The organism is Micromonospora yangpuensis (assembly GCF_900091615.1).
Taxonomy (GTDB): Bacteria; Actinomycetota; Actinomycetes; order Mycobacteriales; family Micromonosporaceae; genus Micromonospora; species Micromonospora yangpuensis.
The window spans coordinates 6,196,201-6,216,872 of sequence record NZ_FMIA01000002.1; the positions used below are offsets into that span (position 1 = coordinate 6,196,201).

Consider the following 20,672-nt stretch of genomic DNA (forward strand, 5'->3'; position numbering starts at 1 on the left):
TCCGGACGGTTCCCAGGCACGGAACCCAGCATTCAGTAGACGCAAGAAACGAAGGGGGTTACGATTCATCCGTTGAGGGGGTGAGCGCGTGACCGTAGTTGCTCTCAAGGAAGAGACCTACCTGCCAGAGGACGACCGGGAGGTAGCCAAGGTTCACGACTTCATCAGGGCCCACGAGAGGGCTGGCCGAGGGGCGCTGGAGCCACGGTATTTCCTGGCCGGAGCCACCCCCGCCGACCGGGTCGAGCTTCCGGCGGAGATCTACGGAGTGCTCCGTCAGGTGGTCGAGGCGCTACAGCAGGGGCTTGCCGTCACAGTGGCTCCCCGAACTCTGACGCTGACCACCCAACAAGCTGCCGACCTGCTTGGAGTCAGCCGCCCCACGGTGGTCAAACTGCTCGACGAAGGAAAGATTCCGTTCGAGCGGGTAGGAACCCACCGCAGGGTTCAACTGCCCGACCTCCTTACCTACCGAGAGCAGCGCCGGGCCGAGCAATACGCCGCCCTGGAAGCCACATCGGTGAGTATCGACGACGAAGAAGACCTCGACGTGACGCTACAACGGCTGAAAGAGTCTCGGCGTGCAATCGCTCGTCGACGACGTGGCCTGACAGAATAGAGCTGTGTTCACGGCAAGTCCGAGGGTCTGTGAGCGGCGGTCTGCGGGCAGGGTCAGCCACGCTCGTCAAGCGTAGGTGAGTCCGTCGGATCGGTCGCGGGCTTGGCCATCATGAGGGCGCGGTGTAGCTCGACGTGGGTGGCGAATCGGGTCAACGAGGCTGTTCGGAGCCGGTCGGCGTCGCTCTGAGCCTGTTACGGGCGAGGCTGATCTGGATACCGCAGGCTGACCTCGATGGCGCTGCAACGGCTGCGGGAGTCTCGCCACACCATCGCCTGTCGCAGGATTTCGCTCGACTTGAGCGCGTGGTCCCTCGGATCTTGGAAGATAACGGCCCCCAGAGGGGCCGTTATCTTCCAAGATCTTTCGAGTAGCTCGTACCAGGAGATCGGAGACGGAGCACGTGGCGTATCTGTTCCTGCTGGGGGCCATCACCTCCGAGGTGATCGGCACCAGCCTGCTCAAGGCGACCCACGGGTTCACCCGGCTCTGGCCCACGGTAGGGCTGGTCGTCGCCTACGTCATCGCGTTCGCGCTGCTCGCCCAGGCGGTCAGGACCGTGCCGGTCGGGGTGGCGTACGCGATGTGGTCCGGGCTCGGCACGGCGGCGATCGTGGCGATCGGGGCCGCCTTTCTCGGTGAGCCGTTGAGCCTGACCAAGGTGGCCGGGGTCGCCCTGATCATCGCCGGGGTGGTCATCCTCAACCTCAACTCCGCCCACTGACCCCGGCGAGCGACGACCACGCGCCGAACCCGGGGACCGACCACGGCCGGGGCACCTGTTCCCCCGATACAGGTGCCCCGGCCTGCCCAGAGGGGTCAGTGGATGAGGACCGGGGTCGGGGTGTCGGTGTCGTCGAGGAGTTGGGACGGCTGGCGTCGGCGGGGCAGGAAGAGCGCCGGGACGAAGGTGGCCAGGATGAGCACGAAGCCGACCATGAAGGTGGTGGCGAACGAGTCGGCCACGAACTCCAGGCCCCGTTGCAGGAGGCCGGGCTCGACCGGGAACTGCTGGGCCAGCTCCGGCTCCCGGGCCACCGCGATGGCCAGGCCGGCCTCGGTGACCGGGGCTCCGGTGGCGGGGTCCACCACGCCGGGGATGGCCGGGGAGCCGTTCAGCTCGTTGGTGAGGATCACCGACATGAGCGCGGCGCCGACCGAGCCGGCGATCTGCTGGAGGATGTTCAGCAGGGTGGAGCCGCGGGCCACCTCGTGGTTCGTCAACGTCTTCAGCGCCGAGGTCATCACCGGCATCATCGTGCCGCCCATGCCCAGCCCCATCACGAAGAGCGAACCGCAGAGCAGCCAGTACGACGTGTCGGTGTCGACCTGGGTGAAGGCGAAGAAGCCCGCCGCCAGCAGCACCAGCGCGAACGGGACGGTGCGGCCGACCGGGATGCGGTCGGCGAGCATGCCGGCGATCGGCATGGTGACCATCGCGCCGAGGCCCTGCGGGGCCATCAGCAGGCCGGCGTCGAGCGTGGACTCGCCGCGCACCTGGAGGAAGTAGCTCGGGAAGAGCAGCCCGGCCCCCATGAAGGCGACCGTGAAGACGGCGAGCGTGACCGAGGCGACGGTGAGGTTGCGGTCGCGCAGCAGGCGCAGGTCGAGCAGCGGGTGCCGGGGCTTGAAGGAGTAGAGCACGAAGCCGACCACCAGTGCCCCGCCGACCAGCATCGGCAGCCACACCTTGGTGTCTTCGAAGGTGCCGGTCTCGGGGAGCGAGGAGACGCCGAACAGGAACAGCGCCAGCCCCGGGGAGAGCATCAGCATGCCGAGGAAGTCGAACGACTCGGACGGCTCCGGGCTGTCCTGCGGCAGCGCGAGCTGCGCGTAGACCAGGGCGGCGAGGCCGATCGGCAGGTTGATCAGGAAGATCCAGTGCCAGCTCGCGATGTCGATCAGCCAGCCACCGAGGATCGGGCCACCGATCGGGCCGAGCAGCATCGGGATGCCGAGCACGGCCATCAGGCGTCCGATCCGCTGCGGGCCGGCCGCCCGGGTCATGATGGTCATGCCGAGCGGCATCAGCATGCCGCCGCCGAGGCCCTGCAACACCCGGTACGTGATGAGCTGGCCGATCGAGTCCGCGGTGGCGCAGAGCCCCGAGCCGAGGGTGAACAGCAGCAGCGCGGTCATGTAGAGCCGTTTGGTGCCGAACCGGTCGGCCGCCCAGCCGGTCAGCGGGATGACCGTGGCCAGCGCCAGGGTGTACCCGGTCATCGTCCAGGCCACCTGGGCGTAGGACGCGCCGAAGTCGGCCTGGAAGGTGGGCAGCGCCACGCTGACCACGGTCACGTCGAGAATCGACATGATCGCGCCGAGGACGACCACCCCGGCGATCTTGAGTACGGCGGCGTCGAGTCGATCCGACACCGCCACGGGCTGACTGCTCACCGAGTCTCCTGAACAACGCCATCCGGCCGCGTACCCGTTGGCACGCGGCGTCCCCACCGGGCCGGCAGCTACCGGCAACCCTGCGGAACGATCCCACGACGGTCCGACAACCCGCCCCGCCTTTCCGTCGACCACAACGACGAAATACCTGCTGACAGCTGCCTTGCTGACACCGGGAGTGACCACGCTCACAGCTTCCGGACGACAATCGGTCACCGCGGCGGCCGGGTCAGCATCGACCGCACTCGCGGCGCGCCGATAGGGTCGGTGGCCATGCGGACCAAGCAGGAGCTGAGCGCGACCATCCGGCGGGACCGGCGCGCCGCACTGGTCATCAACGCCCACTCCCGACGCGGCCGTCGGCTCTACGAGCAGGCCCACTCCCGCCTGGTGGCGGCCGGTTTCGACCTGCTCGGCACGTACCCGGTGGAGAAGCCGGGCGAGCTGGAGCGCAGTCTCACCGAGGCGGTCGGGCTCGGGCCGGACCTGCTGGTCGCCGGGGGTGGCGACGGTACGCTCAGCGCCGCCGCCCGGATGCTCGCCCACCGGGACATGGCCCTCGGTCTGCTGCCGCTGGGCACCACCAACAACTTCGCCCGTACCGTCGGGGTGCCGCTGGACCTGGACGGGGCCGTCGGTGTGCTCAGCGACGGGAAGGTCATCGACGTCGACCTGGGGATGGCCGGGGAGATGCCGTTCGCCAACCACGTCGGCATCGGGCTCTCCGCCGACATCATGCGGGCCACCCCGCCGCGCCTGAAGCGGGCCAGCGGTCGGCTCGCGTACCCGCTGACCGCCCTGGCGCTGCTGGCCCGGCACCGTCCGTTGCGGGTCACCGTCGAGGCGGCGGGCGCCGAGCACGAGTTCGTCACCCACCAGCTGTACGTCGCCAACGGCGGCTTCCAGGCCGGCCGGCCGATCACCGCCGACGCCGACGCCGACGACCGGCTGCTGGTGGCGTACCCGGTGGGTGGGCCGACCCGGGGTGGGCTGCTGCGGGAGTCGGCGCGCAACGCCACGACCGGCCACCGGCGCACCCTCGGCGAGGATCCGTTCCTGGCCGTCGACGAGTTGTGGGTACGCACCGACCGGCCGGCCCGGGTGGAGGTGGACGGCGAGCTGTGCGGGCAGACGCCGATCCGGCTCGGCCTGGCCGCCAACGCGCTGCGGGTGATGGCCGCCGCCGACAGCCCCGACCGCTGACCCGGCCGACCGGTTCGGGCCCGGGAGGGAACCGGTGCCGCCGCGTCGACGTCCTAGTCACGGGGAGCTGACAAGACGGAGGACGAGATGCGTGGCAGAGGGTACGTCGTCGGAATGCTGGCCGTGGGCCTCCTGCTCAGCGGATGCGCCGGGCGCACCGACGGGCAGGACGCGCCGGGGGACTCGACGGTGGGGTGGGACGTGGGTGAGCCGACCGGGTTGATCGGCTCGTGGACGGTGACCGGCCTGGACGGGGCCGAACCGATCCTGCGGCTCGCCCCTGACGATCTGTCCGTCTTCGAGGACTGCGGGGTACGTCTCGGCCAGTGGCGGGCCCACCCCGACGGGCTCTTCGTGGCCAGTGTCTCCGGCGGCCTCGCCACCAGCAGGAGCGCCGGTGGTGAGTGCGCCGGTGAGACCGAGACCCCGGACTGGCTGGCCCGGGTCACCGGCTTCCGTACCGACGGTGACCAGCGGGTCCTCCTGGACGAGCAGGATCAGCAGGTGGCCCGGCTGCGGCCCGGTGCCCGCCCCAGCGCGCCGCCGGAGATGTCGGCCGAGCAGGCGGCCCCGCCGGTCGTGACCGACCAGGCGCGGCGTGACCTCGGGCCGGTCAAGGAGTTGCCGGCGGCGCTCACCGCGCCGGCCCGGGACGCGGTGCTGGGCCGGTGGGCGCCGGCCGACGGTGCCCGGGGTGGTCCCCGCGCGGCGCACGTGGAGTTGCGCGCCGACGGTGACTGGCGTGGCTCGGACGGCTGCAACGGCCAGGGTGGACGCTGGGTGCTCGGCTCGGGTGGTGCCTTCCTGGCCAGCAGCGGGCCGAGCACGTTGATCGGCTGCGACAACGTACCGGTGGGGTCCTGGCTCGACGGCGCGCGACGGATCGGGCTCGACGGCGCGGTCCTGGTGCTCTTCGACGCCCAGGGGGCGGAGACCGCCCGCCTGCACCGCGCCAGCTGAGCGCCCGACCGCACCGCGCCAGCTGAGCGGGTTGACGTCAACCTCGGTTGAGTTCCTAGCGTCGTTCTGGTCAGCACCACCGACCAGAGGGAGCACCCATGACCAGTCGACCGCTGCACGTCGCCGTCCTGCTCGGCAGCGTCCGACCGGGCCGGTTCGGGCCCGTCGTCGGCAGCTGGTTCGCCGACCGGGTCGAGGGCCGGGACGATCTCACCGTCGACCTGGTCGACCTGGCCGTCCCGGAGCAGCTCACCGCGCGACTGGCTGCCGCCGACGCGTTCGTGGTGGTGACCCCGGAGTACAACCACAGCTACCCGGGCCGGCTCAAGGAGGTCATCGACGCGCACTTCGTCGAGTGGCAGGCCAGACCGGTGGGCTTCGTCTCGTACGGCGGGCTCTCCGGTGGCCTGCGCGCGGTCGAGCACCTGCGGGCGGTCTTCGCCGAGCTGCAGGCGGTAACCATCCGGGAGACCGTCAGCTTCCACGGGGGGTCGCAGCGGTTCACCGCCGAGGGCCAGCCCCACGACCGGGCCGACTGCGACGCCGCCGCATACCGGCTGCTCGACCAGCTCGCCTGGTGGGGACACGCGCTGCGGGACGCCCGCGCCGCCCGACCGTACGCGGCTGCCTGAGTCACCGGTCAGCGGCGAAGTTGCGCTGACCAGGTAAGAATGGCGACATGCCGAGATCCCGCCGTCAACCAAGCAGGCCGCAGGCGATGCTCACCGCGGTGGTGGGCGTCGGGATGCTGATCGCCGGAGCGGTGCAGTTCGTCGGCAACGGCTTCAGTTCGTTCGGTCTGATCTGGGTGGTGATCCTGCTGGCCGTCATCGCCCGGGCCGTGTCGGCCGCGCTGCCCGGCCGCGGCGACCGGCCGACCGTCGACGGGCCACACCGGTCGGAGTTCGAGACGGCTGGTCGGCCGGGTCCCGGTGAGCCCGGCCGGCCCGGCGAGGTCGCCCCGGGCCCCGACGGCACGAGGGGTTTCGGCGGTGCCGGCCTCGGCGGGACCGACCCGGGCCGGGACGTCACGACGGGTCCGGTCCGTCGACCGAGCGTCGCCGACAGCTACGTCAGCCCGGTCCAGGAGACCGGCTCCGCCTGGTCCCGGCTCTTCCGCCGGGGCGACCGGGCCGATCAGGACCGTCGGGCCGCCCGGCCGACCGGTGACCGGCCGGACCGCCGGGACGACCGGCGGCGCGTCCAGTCGAGCCGGGTGAGTGCCCTGGTCGGCGCGGCCGTCGGGGTGGTCGTGCTGGTCGTCGGGGTGAACGTGCTGCGCGACTTCAGCCAGTTCGGGCCGTTCGCCGCCTTCGGCGAGCGGGCCGATTCGTTCGTCGTCCTCTGGGTAGTGGTCGGGGTGAGCGTCATCGGCTTCAACCTCTGGTCGGCCTTCGCCCGCCGGGACCGCGACTGAGGCGGACCGCCCGGAGCAGCCGGAACGCCGTCGACGCCGGCCCCCGGGACCGGGGCGGCGTCGACCGCGCGCCTCAGCGCCGTACGAGGGTCAGCACTTCTTGTAGCTGTCGGTCTTCTTCCACGAGCAGGAGTCGATCTTCTTGCCGGCGGCGGTGCGCAGGTACGCGGTGTCCCCGGTGTTGTTCCAGATGTGCCAGCCGGAACCCCAGTACCGCTTACTGGCGGTGTTCTTGCCCTTGCCGCTGTAGAGCACCACGCTCGCCTTCGGCTTCAGCTTGAAGTCGCCGAAGGTGTAGACGTGGTTGGCCTTGTCCCGCACCGTCCAGGACTTCAGGCTGACCGTGCGGGAGCGCCGGTTGGTCAGCTTGACGTACTCGCCGTTGACGCTGCTGTTCGCCCGGGTGTCGGTGCCGGGCGCGTTGACGTACACCTTGGTGATCTCGATGACCGGCGCGGCCTGGGCCGGCCCGGCGGCGGTGAGCACCGTCCCGAGGCCGACGGCGACCGCCGCGGCGAAGCCGATGAACTTCCTCATGCTGTTCCCCACTGCTGGTGACCGGCCCCTGTCCGGCCGGTCGGTGCGCCACGCCGTGGCGTGGTCGGGTGAGGTTATCGACGCCCGACGTCCGCTGTGGACCAGTGCGGCCCGGCGGCGGCGATTGGACCTGCGGGGACGATCATGGTGTCCCCGATCGGTGGCCCCACCTGCACGAACGGCCCCCGTCGTCATCGCGGACCGGTCAGCCGGCGGGCCCACCGGTCGCGCCGGCCACCAGCGCCGCCAGGTCCTGGGCGGACCAACGGCCGGCCACCCCTGGCCGGTCGGCCAGGTACGCGGTGATCCGCCGGGCGGGCCAGCCGTGCGCCTCGCGCAACCCGCCGGCGATCATCGCGAGGTAGACCGGGGCCGGGGCGGTCCACGGCACGTCCGCCGCCGTCCATGGCGCGGTGAAGGTGAGCATCGGTACGCCGTCGAGCCGCCCCACCCCGAGCAGCGTCTCGTAGCGGCCGGGCCCGAGGGTGACCCGGCCGGTGGCGGCTGCCGCGACCAGATCGAGGTCGGAACCGGGCGGCCGGTACATCTCCTGCGCGGCGATGTCGGCGAACTGCCCGACGGTGACCAGGTAGGCGCGGGCCGCCGCCCGGCCGGGCAGCCGCGGATCGTAGAAGGCCATCCCGCCGGTCCAGGCCCGGGACTCGCCGGCGAAGTAGACGCCGCCGGGGATCAGCACCGGTTCGGTGCGCCGGGGCGCCCGGCCGTCCCGGCAACCCGGGTACGTCCGCCGGCCGCCGGGCGGGCAACCCCCGGTCAGGTACCAGCCGAGGCGCGCGGCGTACAGGTTCGAGCCGTAGGCGACGTACCAGACCAGCTCCACGCGGGGCCACACTACCGTCCACAGCCTGTGGATAGCACATGTGTACGACGGACGGCTGAGTACCCTTGACCAGGCCCGGTACCCCGCCGGGGCCACCCCTAGCCGGAACGACGTGTGCGTGGATCACAACCGGGTCATCCGTGACGCCACGGTCCGCCTCTCCATGGCGTCGACCGCGGTCGAGGCCTGCCAGTGGACCGTCACCACCCTCGCCCGGTACGCCCCGGCGACCGTCTCCGTCCTGCTGCACGTCCATGATCGGCTCCGCACGGTCGCGGCCACCGGCTCCTGGCAGGTCTTCTCGACCGTCCCGCCGAAGGCCGGCATCGTCGGCCGGGTGTACGCCTCCGGCCTGCCGGCGACCGTCGGCCGGGTCGCCGAGGATCCGGACTACCTGCCGGTGCACCCGGACGTGACGGCCGAGATCTGCGTACCGGTCTGCGACCCCGCGGGAAGCCCGATCGGCGTGCTCGACCTGCAGTGGCGTACCGAGGTGGAACTGGACCCGTGGCGGCGGACCGCCGAGCTGCTCGCCGCCCGGCTGGGCGCGCGGATCATGGCGCTGGGTGGCCCACCGGCGGAGAGCCGCAGCGAGAAACTCCTCCGGCACGCCACCGCGATGACCGCCGCGCAGACCGAGTGGGAGCTGCTGGGCACGGCGATCGGGGCGGCCCGGGAGGTCTCCACCCTCGCCGCGGCGATCGTGGTCCTCGGCGGTCGGGACGGCCCCCGACTCGACGCGCCGACCGGGGTGCCCGGCGAGTTGGAGGGGCGGCTGCGGGCCGAGCTGGCCGAGGCCGGTCCGGCGGCGCTCGGCCGGCTGGTCGCCCGCGCCCACCGGCACGGCGCGGCGTACACCCTGGGCGAGGCGGGACATCCGCCGACCGAGGACTACGCCCCGCTGGACCGGGCGGGGGTCCGCACCCTGATCGTGGTGCCGGTCGGGCAGCCGGACGTCGGCGGGGTGCTGCTGGTCGCCGACGGGCGACGGCTGCGCCCCGACCCGACCACGGTCAACCTGATGGAACTCCTCGCCGGCCAGGCCTGGAGCTGCCTGGACCGGCTCCGCACCCTCCACCAGCTCAGCGAGCAGGCCAACTCCGACCCGTTGACCGGGCTACGGCACACCGGCCCGTTCGGCCAGCGGATCGCCGCAGCCACCCCGGGGCGTACCGCCCTGCTGGCGATCGACGTGGACGGCTTCAAGAGCGTCAACGACACGTACGGCCACCAGGAGGGTGACCGGGTGCTGGTCGGGCTGGCCCGGGCGTTGCAGGCGGCGCTGCGCCACGGCGACGAGCTGTTCCGGATCGGTGGGGACGAGTTCGTGGCGGTGATCGAGGTGCACCGCCCGGCGGAGGCGGTCCGGATCGCCGAACGGCTTACCGAGGCGGCCCGCCGCACCGGCCGGACGATCAGCGTCGGGGTCGCCGTGGCCGAGCCCCACGAGTCCCCCGAAGCCACCCTCCGCCGCGCCGACCAGGCCCTCTACTTCGTCAAACGCAACGGCCGCGACGCCGTCCGGCTGGCCGCCGACTGACCGGCCGGTCTGCTCGGTCGGCGGCTGGGCAACGCGGCCGGCGGCTGGGCAACGCGGCCGGTCCGCGCGGTCAGCGGCCGGTGAGTTCCTTGGCGACCAGTTCGGCGATCTGGGCGGTGTTCAGGGCGGCGCCCTTGCGGAGGTTGTCGCCGGTGACGAAGAAGTCGAGGGCGCGCGGGTCGTCCAGGGCCCGCCGGAGCCGGCCGACCCAGGACGGGTCGGTGCCGACGGCGTCGATCGGCATCGGGAACTCGCCGGTCGCCGGATCGTCGACCATGATCACCCCGGGGGCGTTGCGCAGCACCTCACGGGCGCTCTCCGCGTCGACCTCGGCGGCGAAGACCGCGTGTACGGCCACCGAGTGTCCGGTCACCACCGGCACCCGGACGCAGGTGGCGGAGACCTTCAGGTCGGGCAGGCCGAGGATCTTGCGCGACTCGTTGCGTACCTTCATCTCCTCGGCCGACCAGCCGTCGTCGGCGAGCAGACCGGCCCAGGGGACCACGTTGAGCGCCAGCGGGGCGGGGAACGGACCCAGATCGTCACCGACGGCCTGGCGTACGTCACCGGGGCGGGAGCCGAGCGTCCGGTCCCCGGCGATCTTGCCGAGCTGGGTGTGCAGGGCGTCCACGCCGGCCTGCCCCGCGCCGGAGGCCGCCTGGTACGAGGCGAGCACCAGCTCGCGCAGCCCGTACTCGCGGTGCAGCGGTGCGACCGCGACGATCATCGCGAGGGTGGTGCAGTTGCCGTTGGCGATGATCCCCCGGGGCCGGTGCCGCGTCTGCCCCGGATTGATCTCGGGCACGACCAGCGGGACGTCCCGCTCCATCCGGAAGGCGCCGGAGTTGTCCACCACCACCGCGCCCCGGGTGACGGCGATCGGCGCCCAGTGCGCGGCGACCTCGTCGGGCACGTCGAACATGGCCACGTCGACGCCGTCGAAAGCCTCCGGGGTCAGCGTCTGGACGGTCAGCTCCTCGCCCCGGCAGCGCACCTGCCGCCCGTCGGAGCGGGCCGAGGCGAACAGCTTGATCTCACCCCAGACGTTGCGCCGGGCGGAGAGCAGCTGACACAGCACGGTGCCGACGGCACCGGTCGCCCCGACCACGGCCAGGGTGGGCAGTGCCGGCACGCCGCGCTACCGCCCGGTCCCGGCGTACACCACGGCTTCGGTGTCGCCGCCCAGGTCGAAGGCGTCGTGGATGGCGCGGACGGCCTTGTCGAGGTCGGTGTCCCGGCAGACCACGGAGACCCGGATCTCCGAGGTGGAGATCATTTCGATGTTCACCCCGGCGGTGCCGAGGGCGGCGAAGAACCCGGCCGCGACGCCCGGGTGCGAGCGCATGCCGGCGCCGATCAGGGAGACCTTGCCGACGTGGTCGTCGTAGAGCAGGCCCTTGAACTTGACCGGCTCCTGGATCTTGCTGAGCGCGGCCATCGCGGTCGGCCCGTCCGCCTTGGGCAGGGTGAACGAGATGTCCGTGCGGCCGGTCCCCTCGGTGGAGACGTTCTGCACGATCATGTCGATGTTGATCTCCGCCCCGGCGACCGTGTCGAAGATCGCCGCCGCGGCGCCCGGCTCGTCCGGCACCCCGACGATCGTGATCTTCGCCTCGCTACGGTCGTGGGCGACCCCGGTGATCAGCGCCTGTTCCACAGGAAGGTCCTCCATCGATCCGGTGACCATCGTGCCGGTGTTGGTCGAGTATGACGAACGGACGTGGATCGGCAACCCCGCTCGGCGCGCGTACTCCACGCTGCGCAGGTGCAGCACCTTCGCGCCGCAGGCGGCCAGCTCCAGCATCTCCTCGTAGGTGATGTCCCGGATGTGCCGGGCGTTGGGCACGATCCGCGGGTCGGCGGTGAAGACCCCGTCCACGTCGGTGTAGATCTCACAGACGTCGGCGTGCAGCGCGGCGGCGAGCGCCACGGCGGTGGTGTCCGAGCCGCCCCGGCCCAGCGTGGTGACGTCCTTGGTGTCCTGCGAGACGCCCTGGAAGCCGGCCACGATGACCACCGCGCCCTCGTCCAGCGCGCCCTTGAGCCGCCCCGGCGTGACGTCGATGATCCGCGCCCGGCCGTGCACCGAGGTGGTGATCACCCCGGCCTGCGAGCCGGTGAACGAGCGGGCTTCGTACCCCAGGTTGTGGATGGCCATGGCCAGCAGCGCCATGGAGATCCGCTCCCCGGCGGTGAGCAGCATGTCCAGCTCGCGGCCCGGCGGCAGCGGGCTGACCTGGTTGGCCAGGTCGAGCAGCTCGTCGGTGGTGTCGCCCATCGCGGAGACCACCACCACCACGTCGTCGCCGGCCTTGCGGGCGGCGACGATCCGCTCCGCGACCCGCTTGATCCGCTCGGCGTTGGCGACGGAGGATCCGCCGTACTTCTGCACCACGAGTGCCACGACGGCGCACTCCCTCCCAGCGTCCCTGAGCGTGCCGACGCCGCCGGGGTTGGGCCGGCGGCGTGGGTCGGACGCCCTCAGGGTATCGGGCGGCCCGGACCGCCGGGTCAGGTGATCCCACCATCCGGCCCGACCGGCCCATCGCCGCACCCCGCCCGACCAGCACCGCGGACTCCTGCGGTGCGATCTCGGTCACCCACCCGAACGGGTACGACACGCCGGGGCCGGGCCGGCGGTGCACCGGTGCAGCCGGCGGCGGGCGGAAGAATGGGCGGGTGTCCGCCCGCCTGGGCCCGGTACGCCGAACGGCCGGCCTGCTCACCCTCGTCCTGCCGGTGTGCCTCGCCGCGTGCGCGGCCGACCGGCCGGTGACCCCGCCACCGCCGCCGGGCGGGTCGGTCCCGGGTGACCTGGACGCGGCCCGCGACGAGCTGGCCGCACGGGCGGCGGCGGCCCAGGACCGCCACTTCACCGCCGGGTACGCCCTGCGGACGCCCGGGCACCCGGACCGCTCGGTCACCGTGACCAGCGCCGCCGACGGCACCTGGCGGGTCGACGTGACGTACCAGGTCGACCCGGCCGACATCGATCCCGCCGACACCGACCAGGTGGTTGACGTCTCCCTGGCGGCCACCGGCGACGGGCTCTACCGGTGTGTGCTGCCGTCGGCGGACCGGCTGGCCGGCTGCGTCCGGCTCGGCGACCCGACGGACGTGCTGCCGCACCGGCTCGATCCCCGGGTGCAGCACCCCTTCACCGACTGGCTGGCGGTACTCACCGACCGGCGGGCCCCACTGGCGGTCTCCCGGGCCCGGCCGCTGCCCGGCGTGACCGGGGGCTGTTACGCGGTCGAGTCGACCTCGGCGGCGTTGCTCCCCGCGCTCGACCCGGGGGTCTACTGCTACCAGCCCGACGGCACCCTCACCGCCGCCCGGACGGGTACCGGCACGTTGACCCTGGCCACGCCACCCGGGCCGGCTCCCGCCACCGTGCAACTGGCCGGGCCGGTGACCGACGCCACGCCGCTGCAGACCGGAGGTTACGGGTGGCTTTCCCCACATCCAACATAACCCCTTAATTGAGCAAAACCGGCATAAGGAACGCTTGGGGCATGGCCGACCTCACACCACTACTCGCCGTCCGCTGGAGCCCGCTCGCCTTCGACCCGACGGCGGAACTCACCGCCGCCGAAGCGTCGGCCCTGCTGGAGGCCGCCCGCTGGGCCCCGTCACACGGCAACGTCCAACCGTGGCGGTTCGCCCTGGGGCGGCGCGACGACGAGACGGGCAAGCGGATCCTGGCCAACCTGCCCGCCCGCGACCAGCGCTGGGCCCGGCACGCCGCCGCCCTGCTGGTCGCCGCCCACCTCGCCGACCCACCCGCCACCGCGCCTCCCGCCGCAACCGCAGCCCCCGGGACCGCACCGGTCGACGCGTTCGAGGCCGTGGACACCGAGGCGTTCGAGGCCGCGCCCGTGGACGCGTTTCGGATCACACCGGCCGACGCGTTCGAGGCCGGCCAGCGACGGGCGTACGACCTGGGTCAGGCCGTCGCCCACCTGAGCGTGCAGGCGACCGCGCTCGGTCTCTACGTCCACCAGCTCGTCGACGTGGACCACGCCGGACTCGCCGCCGACCTGGACCTGCCGGCGGAGGTCCGCCCGCACGCGGTGGTGGCCATCGGCCGGCTGGGCGACCCGTTCGCCCTGCCCGCGGACCTGCTGCACCGGGAGACCGGGCTGCGCCGCCGCCACCGCGTCGCCGACCTGATGCTGCGCTGAACCCGACCCGCGTCGCGGGGAGGCCCGGTCGGGTCGCGGGTGGGGCGGGGGTACGTCCCAGATTACGGACCGGGCTACCAGAGTCCTTGGTGACGACGTAGGGTCACTTCTGTCATGTGGCAGGCGAGCCTTCTCCTTCGTTGCCGCGGCGAGGCCCCATCGGCCGGCACCTCGTCGCGGAGTTGACGCGCGCCGTCCAGCACACCGTCCTCGCGGGAGCCCCTACGCCCCGCCGTCGGCACCGACGCCGACCCACCGACGCTGACGCCACCTGACCTCCGGGAGCGACCCACCATGGCTCAACCCGCCGGCACCACCGACGCCGACACCGATCCGATCGCCCGGCAGCGCCCCAGCCGGATGCCGTACCACCGCTACCAGCCGTACCAGCAGCAGTTCCGGATCGACCTGCCGGACCGCGCCTGGCCGGGCCGGCACGTCGAGGCCGCGCCGCGCTGGTGCGCGGTGGACCTGCGCGACGGCAACCAGGCCCTGATCGACCCGATGTCCCCGGAGCGCAAGCGCCGGATGTTCCAGCTGCTGGTGCAGATGGGCTACAAGGAGATCGAGGTCGGCTTCCCGTCGGCCAGCCAGGCCGACTTCGACTTCCTCCGCCAGCTCATCGAGCAGGACCTGATCCCCGACGACGTCACCGTCCAGGTGCTCACCCAGTGCCGGGAGCACCTGATCGACCGGACCTTCGAGTCGCTGCGCGGCGCGAAGCGCGCGATCGTGCACTTCTACAACTCGACCTCGACGCTGCAACGTCGGGTGGTCTTCGGCCTGGACCGCGACGGCATCACCGACATCGCCACCACCGGGGCCCGGCTCTGCCAGAAGTACGCCGAGATCCACACTCCGGACACCGAGATCTTCTACGAGTACTCCCCCGAGTCGTACACCGGCACCGAGCTGGACTACGCGCTGGAGGTCTGCTCGAAGGTGATCGAGGTGATCGACCCGACGCCGACCCGGCCGCTGATCATCAACCTGCCGGCCACCGTCGAGATGGCCACGCCGAACGTCTACGCCGACTCGATCGAGTGGATGCACCGGCACCTGCCCCGGCGGGACAGCGTGGTGCTGAGCCTGCACCCGCACAACGACCGGGGCACCGGGGTGGCCGCCGCCGAGCTGGGCCTGCTGGCCGGCGCGGACCGGATCGAGGGCTGCCTGTTCGGCAACGGCGAACGCACCGGCAACGTCGACCTGGTCACCCTGGGGCTGAACCTCTTCTCCCAGGGCATCGACCCGATGATCGACTTCTCGAACATCGACGAGGTCAAGCGGGCCGTCGAGTACTGCAACCAGCTGCCCGTGCACGAGCGCCACCCGTACGCCGGCGACCTGGTCTACACCGCCTTCTCCGGCTCCCACCAGGACGCGATCAACAAGGGCTTCAGCGCGCTGAACGCCGACGCGGCGGCGGCCGGGGTGCCGGTCGACGAGCACACCTGGGAGGTGCCCTACCTGCCGATCGACCCGAAGGACCTGGGCCGCAGCTACGAGGCGGTGATTCGGGTCAACTCGCAGTCCGGCAAGGGCGGCGTCGCCTACATCATGAAGACCGAGCACCAGTTCGACCTGCCGCGTCGGCTGCAGATCGAGTTCTCCGGGGTGGTCCAGCAGGTCACCGACCACGCCGGTGGCGAGGTCGACCCGGACACCATGTGGCAGATCTTCGCCCGCCACTACCTGGTGACCCACCAGGAGTCGCCCGCCCTCACCCTGGTCGGCTACACGATCGGCACCGCCGACGGCAAGGTCGAGATCAGCGCCGAGATCGAGCTGGCCGGCGCGCGGCACTCGCTCGTCGCGGTCGGCAACGGCCCGATCGACGCGTACGTCAACGCGCTGCAGTCGGTGGGCGTGGCGGTACGGGTGCTCGACTACCACGAGCACGCGCTCTCCTCCGGCGGCGACGCCCAGGCCGCCGCGTACGTCGAGGGCGAGGTCGACGGTCGGACGGTCTGGGGTGTCGGCACCGACGCCAACATCGTCACCGCCTCGATCAGGGCGGTCACCAGCGCTGTCAACCGCTCCCGCACCTGAGGTGCAAGGAAGGGCCCCCTGTTAACGCTTTCGGTAGAGAAGGGTTCCCCGCTCACCGTTGCCCGTTAACAGGGGGCCCTTCCTTCGCGGCGGGAGCGGGGGCGGGTGGGGGGCGGTGGACGAGGAAGGCGGCCAGCGCCGCGCCGGCCAGGAGCAGGCCGGCGCACCAGAGCAGCGCCCCCCGGTAGGCCGAGGTCAGCGCGGCGCTCTGCTCGTACCCGGTGCCGCTCAGCCCGACCAGCAGCGGCAGCGCGGCCACCGCGAGCAGGCTCCCGGCGCGGCTGGCGGCGTTGTTGAAGCCGCTGGCCACCCCGGCGAACCGGTCGGCGACGGCGGCCAGCACCGAGGCGGTCAGCGGGGCCACCACCAGGGTCAGGCCGGCGCCGAAGAGGATCACCCCGGGCAGCACGTCGGTCCAGTACGACGCGCCCGGCTCCACCCGGCGCAGCAGGAGCAGGCCGGCGGCGGCGACGACCGGGCCGACGCTGAGCGGCAGCCGGGGGCCGATCCGGGCCGACAACGCCCCCGCCCGCGATGAGCCGAGCAGCAGCAGCACCGTCATCGGGATGGTCGCCAGGCCGGTCAGCAGCGCCGACCAGCCCACCACGTTCTGCAGGTAGACCGAGAGGAAGAAGGTGAAGCCGCCGAGCGCGGCGTACACCACGACGGTGAAGACGTTCAGCACCGAGAAGAGCCGGCTGCGGAAGAGCCTGGTCGGCAGCATCGCGGAGTCCCCCCGGTGCCGTTCCACCAGCACGAAGGTGACCGCCGCGAGCAGCCCGACCAGCACCGCGGCCACCACCGACCACGAGGCGAGGCCCCGCACCGGGGCGTCGATCAGGGCGTACGTCACCCCGCCGAGGCCGAGCGCGCCCAACACCGCACCGGTCACGTCGAAGCGCCGGTGTCCCGGCCCCCGCCCACCGGCCCGGGAGACGTTCTCGTCCCGGCTCTCCGGGATCCAGCGCATCGCCGCGAGGAAGACCGGCACGGCCAGCGGCACGTTGATGAAGAAGATCCACCGCCAGGAGAGGGTGTCGATCAGCCAGCCGCCGACGAACGGGCCGAGCGCGGTGGAGACTCCGGACAGTCCGGACCAGGTACCGATCGCCCGCGCCCGGTCGTCGGGGTGGAAGCTGGCCTGGAGCACCGAGAGCGAGCCGGGGGTGAGCAGCGCGCCGCCGGCGCCCTGCAGGAACCGGGCCGCGATCAGCCACTCGGTACCCTGGGCCAGGCCACACAGCATCGAGGCGACGGCAAACCAGAGTACGCCGAGCAGGAACACCCGCCGCCGGCCGAACCGGTCGCCCAGTGCCCCGCCGAGCAGCACGAACGCGGCCAGCATCAACAGGTAGCCGTTTACCGTCCACTGCAGACCGGCCACGGTGGCACCGAGATCGGCACCGAGCCGGGGCAACGCGACGTTGACCACGGTGCTGTCCAGGAAGACCATCCCGGAGGCGAGGATCGCCGCGAGCAGCGCCCCCCGTCCGGCGGAGGTGCCCATGCGGAGTGCGGGAGCGGAAGCCATGGTTACCAATCTGCCTCGACGGGGGTACTGAGACGCCAGGAAACGCCGAATCCGGCAGCCCGGGGTACTGTGCGGGATCGCCGGGAGCACGCAAGCTGGAGGGGTGTCGTCTGTGCGTACCAGATCAGGACCGCGGGTAGCGGTCGCGACCGCGCTGGCGGCGGTGCTCGCCCTGGGCACCGCCGGTTGTGTGGCCATCGAGGAGTCGGGGGCGGACCCCTCGCCCAGCAGCGGCGGTGGCGGCGGTAACGCCACCGCGCAGCTCGGCGAGCTGACCGTGGCCAGTGCCGGCTCGATGAAGGGCTACAGCCGGAGCCGGTTCCCCCACTGGCGCAGTACCGGCAAGAACTGCGACGTCCGCGACACCGTGCTGGAACGAGACGGCCGCGACATCAAGCACTCCGGCTGCAACGTGGTCGGTGGCAGCTGGGAGAGCGTGTACGACGGCCGGAGCTTCTCCGACCCCTCCGACGTGGACATCGACCACATGGTCCCGCTGGCCAACGCCTGGCGTTCCGGTGCCGACGAGTGGGACGACAAGAAGCGTGGCGACTTCGCCAACGACCTGGACCGACCGCAGCTCTTCGCGGTTTCCGCCAGCTCGAACCGGGCAAAGGGTGACCAGGATCCGTCCCAGTGGAAGCCGCCGAGCCAGTCGTACTGGTGCACGTACGCCGAGGACTGGGTGGCGGTGAAACACCACTGGGAGCTCTCGGTCACCAGCGCCGAGAAGGACACCCTCGCCGACATGCTGAAGGGGTGCTGATGGGGGACCAGAAACCGGACACCGAGGCTGACACAACGAGCCCGACGGAGGCCGACGCACCGAGCCCTGCGGCGGCCGACCCGCCCGGCCGGACGGCGGCCGACCCACCGAGCCGGACGGCGGACATCGTGGCCGGGCCGGGCGGGGTGATGACCGACGAGGTGGGGGTGGTCACCGGTGAGCTGACCCTGCGCACCGAGTACGCCGACGGCCAGGTCACCCTGCACGTGCAGTACCGGGAGGCCGACGAGTGGTACGTGGTGACCGGTGGGCGGGCCCCGCTGGCCGACCCGGCCGCCCTGGACGCGGTGCACACCATCGCGGTCGGCCTGCTCGACCGCCCCGAGGGCTGAGTGGCCGCTGCCCCGATCGCCCACCGGGCCGCCGCCGATCTCAGCCCGGCCGGGTCGATCTCAGCCCGGCCGGGCGCCGGTCAGACGTACGAGCCGGGCTCGGTGGGCGCGGAGACGACCGACGGGTCCTCGCCCTCGTCCGCCGGGCGGGTGAGCTGCGGGCGTACCTGGTGCGGACGCAGCTCGCCGCTGGCGATCGGCTCGGCCCAGTGGCAGGCCACCCGGCTGCCGCCGATGTCCCGCAGTGCCGGCCGCTCGTCGGCGCACCGGGTCGGCTGGGCCCACGGGCAGCGGGTGTGGAACCGGCACCCGCTCGGCGGGTTCGCCGGGGAGGGCAGGTCACCGGAGAGCAGGATGCGCTCCCGGTTGTCCTCCACGTCCGGGTCGGGCACCGGCACCGCCGACATCAACGCCCGGGTGTACGGGTGCAGCGGCTCGGTGTACAGCCGGTCGCTCGGCGCCTCCTCGACCAGTGCGCCCAGGTACATCACGCCGACGGTGTCGGAGATGTGCCGGACCACCGCCAGGTCGTGCGCGATCACCAGGTACGTCAGCCCGAGGCTGTCCTGGAGTTCGTCGAGGAGGTTCACCACCTGGGCCTGGATCGACACGTCAAGCGCGGAGACCGGCTCGTCGGCGACGATCAGCTCCGGCCCGAGCACCAGCGCCCGGGCGATGCCGATGCGCTGACGTTGCCCGCCGGAGAACTCGTGCGGGTAGCGCGACAGCGCCCAGCGGGGCAGCCCCACCGCGTCCAGGGTCTCGCCGATGATCCGCCGGCGTTCGTCCCGGTTGCCGCCGATGCCGTGCGTCTGCAGGCCCTCGGTGAGGATCGACTCGACGTTCTGCCGGGGGTCCAGGCTCGACATCGGGTCCTGGAAGATCATCTGCATCCGGCGGCGCATGGTGCGCAGCTTCCCCGCCGGCAGGGTGGTCAACTCGGTCCCGTCGAAGTTCACCTCGCCGCCGGTGGGCGGGGTGAGCTGCAACAACGCCCGTCCGAGGGTGGACTTGCCACACCCGGACTCACCGACCAGCCCGTACGTCTTGCCGCGCGGGATGCTCAGGTCCACCCCGTCGACGGCCTTGACGTGCCCGACGGTCCGGTCGAAGAGCACCCCCCGCCGGATCGGGAAGTGCACCTTCAGGTCCCGTACCTCGACGAGGATGTCGTTCCCGGTCACGGCTTCTCCTCCTCGCGCTGCGCGGGCACCACCGGCGCGGCGACCTCCGCCGCTACGGCATCCGGCCCGGAGCCGGCCGGCCTGCTGCCGGGCAGCGGGGCCGGGTTGACGCAACGGTAGGCATGGTCGTCCTGGGTGGGCACCATGGCCGGCGGCCCGCCCACGCACTCGTCGGTCCGGCGCTCGCAGCGCGGGGCGAACGCGCACCCCTGCGGCCAGGGCAGCAGGTCCCGGACCGAGCCGGGGATCGGGTTGAGCCGTTCGCCGCGCCCGGCGTCCAGGCGCGGCACCGAACCGAGCAACCCCACCGTGTACGGATGCCGGGGCTGGCGGAACAGCGGACGACGGCGGGCCGTCTCCACCACCCGCCCGGCGTAGAGCACGTTGATCGTGTCGCACATCCCGGCGACCACGCCCAGATCGTGGGTGATCATCACCAGCGCGGTGCCCGACTCCCGGACCAGGTCCTTGAGCAGCTCCAGGATCTGCGCCTGGATCGTCACGTCCAGCGCGGTGGTCGGCTCGTCGGCGATCAGCAGCCGGGGCTGGCAGGCCACCGCCATCGCGATCAACGCCCGCTGCCGCATCCCACCGGAGAGCTGGTGCGGGTACTCCTTCAACCGGCGGCGCGGGTCCGGGATGCCTACCCGGTCGAGCAGCTCGGCGGCCTCCTTCTGGGCGGCCTCGCCCTTCATCCCCCGGTGCCGCCGGAGCACCTCGGTCACCTGCAACCCGATCGGGATGACCGGGTTCAGCGAGGAGAGCGGATCCTGGAAGATCATCGCCACGTCCCGGCCCCGGATGTCCCGGCGGGACCGGTCGTCGAGCCGGAGCAGGTCGGTGCCGTCGAAAACCGCCCGCCCGCCGACGCTCAGGCCGGGCTGCTTGGGCAGCAGACCCATGAGGGCCAGCGACGTCACGCTCTTGCCGCAGCCGGACTCGCCGACCAGGCCGACCACCTCACCGGTGTCGACCGAGAAGGAGACCCCGTCCACCGCGTGCACGGCCCGCTGCCCCCGACGGGCGAACGTGACCGAAAGGTCGTCCACTTCGAGCAGTGCCATTATCGACCTTCCGTTCGCGACTGC

The 20,672-nt window shown here is 72.2% G+C and carries 20 protein-coding genes; 12 read left to right on the forward strand and 8 right to left on the reverse strand.

Annotation, left to right across the window (positions count from 1 at the left end):
* The first annotated feature begins 88 nt into the window (after positions 1 to 88).
* Both GA0070617_RS28095 and GA0070617_RS28100 read left to right on the forward strand, forming a co-directional pair.
* Positions 89 to 619: a helix-turn-helix domain-containing protein gene (locus GA0070617_RS28095; RefSeq protein WP_091445224.1), complete on the forward strand. Its 531-nt coding sequence runs from the start codon at positions 89 to 91 to the stop codon at positions 617 to 619.
* A 403-nt stretch (positions 620 to 1,022) separates the two neighbouring features.
* On the forward strand, positions 1,023 to 1,343 hold the full coding sequence (locus GA0070617_RS28100; RefSeq protein WP_091445226.1) for a DMT family transporter: 321 nt from the start codon (positions 1,023 to 1,025) through the stop codon (positions 1,341 to 1,343).
* A gap of 95 nt (positions 1,344 to 1,438) precedes the next feature.
* Here the strand turns inward: GA0070617_RS28100 and GA0070617_RS28105 are convergent, their stop codons facing one another.
* Positions 1,439 to 3,016, reverse strand: coding sequence for a DHA2 family efflux MFS transporter permease subunit (locus GA0070617_RS28105; RefSeq protein ID WP_091445228.1), 1,578 nt, complete (start codon positions 3,014 to 3,016; stop codon positions 1,439 to 1,441).
* Between the two features lie 273 nt (positions 3,017 to 3,289).
* Between GA0070617_RS28105 and GA0070617_RS28110 the strand changes: the two genes are divergently transcribed.
* From GA0070617_RS28110 to GA0070617_RS28125, 4 genes are all read left to right on the forward strand, one after another.
* Positions 3,290 to 4,219 (forward strand): diacylglycerol/lipid kinase family protein, encoded by a 930-nt coding sequence (locus GA0070617_RS28110; RefSeq protein ID WP_091445229.1) that lies wholly within the window; start codon positions 3,290 to 3,292, stop codon positions 4,217 to 4,219.
* Between the two features lie 87 nt (positions 4,220 to 4,306).
* Entirely contained in the window at positions 4,307 to 5,179 is an 873-nt protein-coding gene (locus GA0070617_RS28115; RefSeq protein ID WP_139135793.1) for an META domain-containing protein, read from the forward strand.
* Between the two features lie 98 nt (positions 5,180 to 5,277).
* Complete coding sequence (locus tag GA0070617_RS28120; RefSeq protein WP_091445232.1) at positions 5,278 to 5,811, forward strand: NADPH-dependent FMN reductase; 534 nt, start codon at positions 5,278 to 5,280, stop codon at positions 5,809 to 5,811.
* 47 nt (positions 5,812 to 5,858) lie between these two features.
* Positions 5,859 to 6,596 (forward strand): hypothetical protein, encoded by a 738-nt coding sequence (locus GA0070617_RS28125; RefSeq protein ID WP_139135794.1) that lies wholly within the window; start codon positions 5,859 to 5,861, stop codon positions 6,594 to 6,596.
* Between the two features lie 90 nt (positions 6,597 to 6,686).
* On the opposite strand, the gene GA0070617_RS28130 is transcribed toward GA0070617_RS28125, so the two are convergent.
* Together GA0070617_RS28130 and GA0070617_RS28135 are read right to left on the reverse strand one after the other, a co-directional pair.
* Positions 6,687 to 7,133 (reverse strand): lamin tail domain-containing protein, encoded by a 447-nt coding sequence (locus GA0070617_RS28130; RefSeq protein ID WP_091445236.1) that lies wholly within the window; start codon positions 7,131 to 7,133, stop codon positions 6,687 to 6,689.
* A 205-nt stretch (positions 7,134 to 7,338) separates the two neighbouring features.
* Complete coding sequence (locus GA0070617_RS28135; protein WP_229688670.1) at positions 7,339 to 7,974, reverse strand: histone deacetylase; 636 nt, start codon at positions 7,972 to 7,974, stop codon at positions 7,339 to 7,341.
* Positions 7,975 to 8,092: 118 nt separating this feature from the next.
* Here GA0070617_RS28135 and GA0070617_RS28140 point away from each other — a divergent pair, with 118 nt between their 5' ends.
* The gene (locus GA0070617_RS28140) at positions 8,093 to 9,514 is read left to right on the forward strand and encodes a diguanylate cyclase (protein WP_091447628.1); all 1,422 of its coding nucleotides are present in this window, start codon (positions 8,093 to 8,095) and stop codon (positions 9,512 to 9,514) included.
* 70 nt (positions 9,515 to 9,584) lie between these two features.
* Here GA0070617_RS28140 and GA0070617_RS28145 read toward each other — a convergent pair whose 3' ends face one another.
* Both GA0070617_RS28145 and GA0070617_RS28150 read right to left on the reverse strand, forming a co-directional pair.
* On the reverse strand, positions 9,585 to 10,646 hold the full coding sequence (locus GA0070617_RS28145; protein WP_091445238.1) for an aspartate-semialdehyde dehydrogenase: 1,062 nt from the start codon (positions 10,644 to 10,646) through the stop codon (positions 9,585 to 9,587).
* 6 nt (positions 10,647 to 10,652) lie between these two features.
* Positions 10,653 to 11,918, reverse strand: a complete 1,266-nt coding sequence (locus tag GA0070617_RS28150; protein ID WP_091445240.1) for an aspartate kinase — start codon at positions 11,916 to 11,918, stop codon at positions 10,653 to 10,655.
* Positions 11,919 to 12,193: 275 nt separating this feature from the next.
* On the opposite strand from GA0070617_RS28150, the gene GA0070617_RS28155 reads away from it, so the two are divergent.
* The 3 genes from GA0070617_RS28155 to leuA all read left to right on the forward strand — a co-directional run bounded on the left by GA0070617_RS28155 (position 12,194) and on the right by leuA (position 15,750).
* Entirely contained in the window at positions 12,194 to 12,988 is a 795-nt protein-coding gene (locus tag GA0070617_RS28155) for a hypothetical protein (RefSeq protein WP_139135795.1), read from the forward strand.
* A gap of 41 nt (positions 12,989 to 13,029) precedes the next feature.
* Positions 13,030 to 13,698 (forward strand): nitroreductase family protein, encoded by a 669-nt coding sequence (locus GA0070617_RS28160; protein WP_091445244.1) that lies wholly within the window; start codon positions 13,030 to 13,032, stop codon positions 13,696 to 13,698.
* Between the two features lie 294 nt (positions 13,699 to 13,992).
* On the forward strand, positions 13,993 to 15,750 hold the full coding sequence (gene leuA, locus GA0070617_RS28165) for a 2-isopropylmalate synthase (RefSeq protein WP_091445246.1): 1,758 nt from the start codon (positions 13,993 to 13,995) through the stop codon (positions 15,748 to 15,750).
* A 52-nt stretch (positions 15,751 to 15,802) separates the two neighbouring features.
* Here the strand turns inward: leuA and GA0070617_RS28170 are convergent, their stop codons facing one another.
* Positions 15,803 to 17,281, reverse strand: coding sequence for a DHA2 family efflux MFS transporter permease subunit (locus tag GA0070617_RS28170; RefSeq protein ID WP_091445248.1), 1,479 nt, complete (start codon positions 17,279 to 17,281; stop codon positions 15,803 to 15,805).
* Between the two features lie 112 nt (positions 17,282 to 17,393).
* Between GA0070617_RS28170 and GA0070617_RS28175 the strand changes: the two genes are divergently transcribed.
* Together GA0070617_RS28175 and GA0070617_RS28180 are read left to right on the forward strand one after the other, a co-directional pair.
* Positions 17,394 to 18,047: an HNH endonuclease family protein gene (locus GA0070617_RS28175; RefSeq protein WP_091445250.1), complete on the forward strand. Its 654-nt coding sequence runs from the start codon at positions 17,394 to 17,396 to the stop codon at positions 18,045 to 18,047.
* A complete protein-coding gene (locus GA0070617_RS28180; protein ID WP_229688671.1) occupies positions 18,047 to 18,400 on the forward strand; it encodes a hypothetical protein in 354 nt (117 codons plus the stop codon). The genes GA0070617_RS28175 and GA0070617_RS28180 overlap by 1 nt, the downstream gene beginning before the upstream one ends.
* A gap of 80 nt (positions 18,401 to 18,480) precedes the next feature.
* On the opposite strand, the gene GA0070617_RS28185 is transcribed toward GA0070617_RS28180, so the two are convergent.
* Positions 18,481 to 19,584, reverse strand: coding sequence for an ABC transporter ATP-binding protein (locus GA0070617_RS28185; protein WP_091445252.1), 1,104 nt, complete (start codon positions 19,582 to 19,584; stop codon positions 18,481 to 18,483).
* Positions 19,581 to 20,648 carry an ABC transporter ATP-binding protein gene (locus GA0070617_RS28190; RefSeq protein ID WP_229688672.1) on the reverse strand — a complete coding sequence of 356 codons (1,068 nt, stop codon included), beginning with the start codon at positions 20,646 to 20,648 and terminating at the stop codon, positions 19,581 to 19,583. The genes GA0070617_RS28185 and GA0070617_RS28190 overlap by 4 nt, the downstream gene beginning before the upstream one ends.
* Positions 20,649 to 20,672 lie beyond the last annotated feature (24 nt).

Bases quoted from the DNA above. Each gene is read 5' to 3' on its own strand.
- GA0070617_RS28110 (WP_091445229.1), top strand. From the start codon at position 3,290: ATGCGGACCAAGCAGGAGCTGAGCGCGACCATCCGGCGGGACCGGCGC.
- GA0070617_RS28115 (WP_139135793.1), top strand. From the start codon at position 4,307: ATGCGTGGCAGAGGGTACGTCGTCGGAATGCTGGCCGTGGGCCTCCTG.
- GA0070617_RS28120 (WP_091445232.1), top strand. From the start codon at position 5,278: ATGACCAGTCGACCGCTGCACGTCGCCGTCCTGCTCGGCAGCGTCCGA.
- GA0070617_RS28125 (WP_139135794.1), top strand. From the start codon at position 5,859: ATGCCGAGATCCCGCCGTCAACCAAGCAGGCCGCAGGCGATGCTCACC.
- GA0070617_RS28130 (WP_091445236.1), bottom strand. From the start codon at position 7,133: ATGAGGAAGTTCATCGGCTTCGCCGCGGCGGTCGCCGTCGGCCTCGGG.
- GA0070617_RS28160 (WP_091445244.1), top strand. From the start codon at position 13,030: ATGGCCGACCTCACACCACTACTCGCCGTCCGCTGGAGCCCGCTCGCC.
- leuA (WP_091445246.1), top strand. From the start codon at position 13,993: ATGGCTCAACCCGCCGGCACCACCGACGCCGACACCGATCCGATCGCC.
- GA0070617_RS28170 (WP_091445248.1), bottom strand. From the start codon at position 17,281: ATGGCTTCCGCTCCCGCACTCCGCATGGGCACCTCCGCCGGACGGGGG.
- GA0070617_RS28180 (WP_229688671.1), top strand. From the start codon at position 18,047: ATGGGGGACCAGAAACCGGACACCGAGGCTGACACAACGAGCCCGACG.
- GA0070617_RS28190 (WP_229688672.1), bottom strand. From the start codon at position 20,648: ATGGCACTGCTCGAAGTGGACGACCTTTCGGTCACGTTCGCCCGTCGG.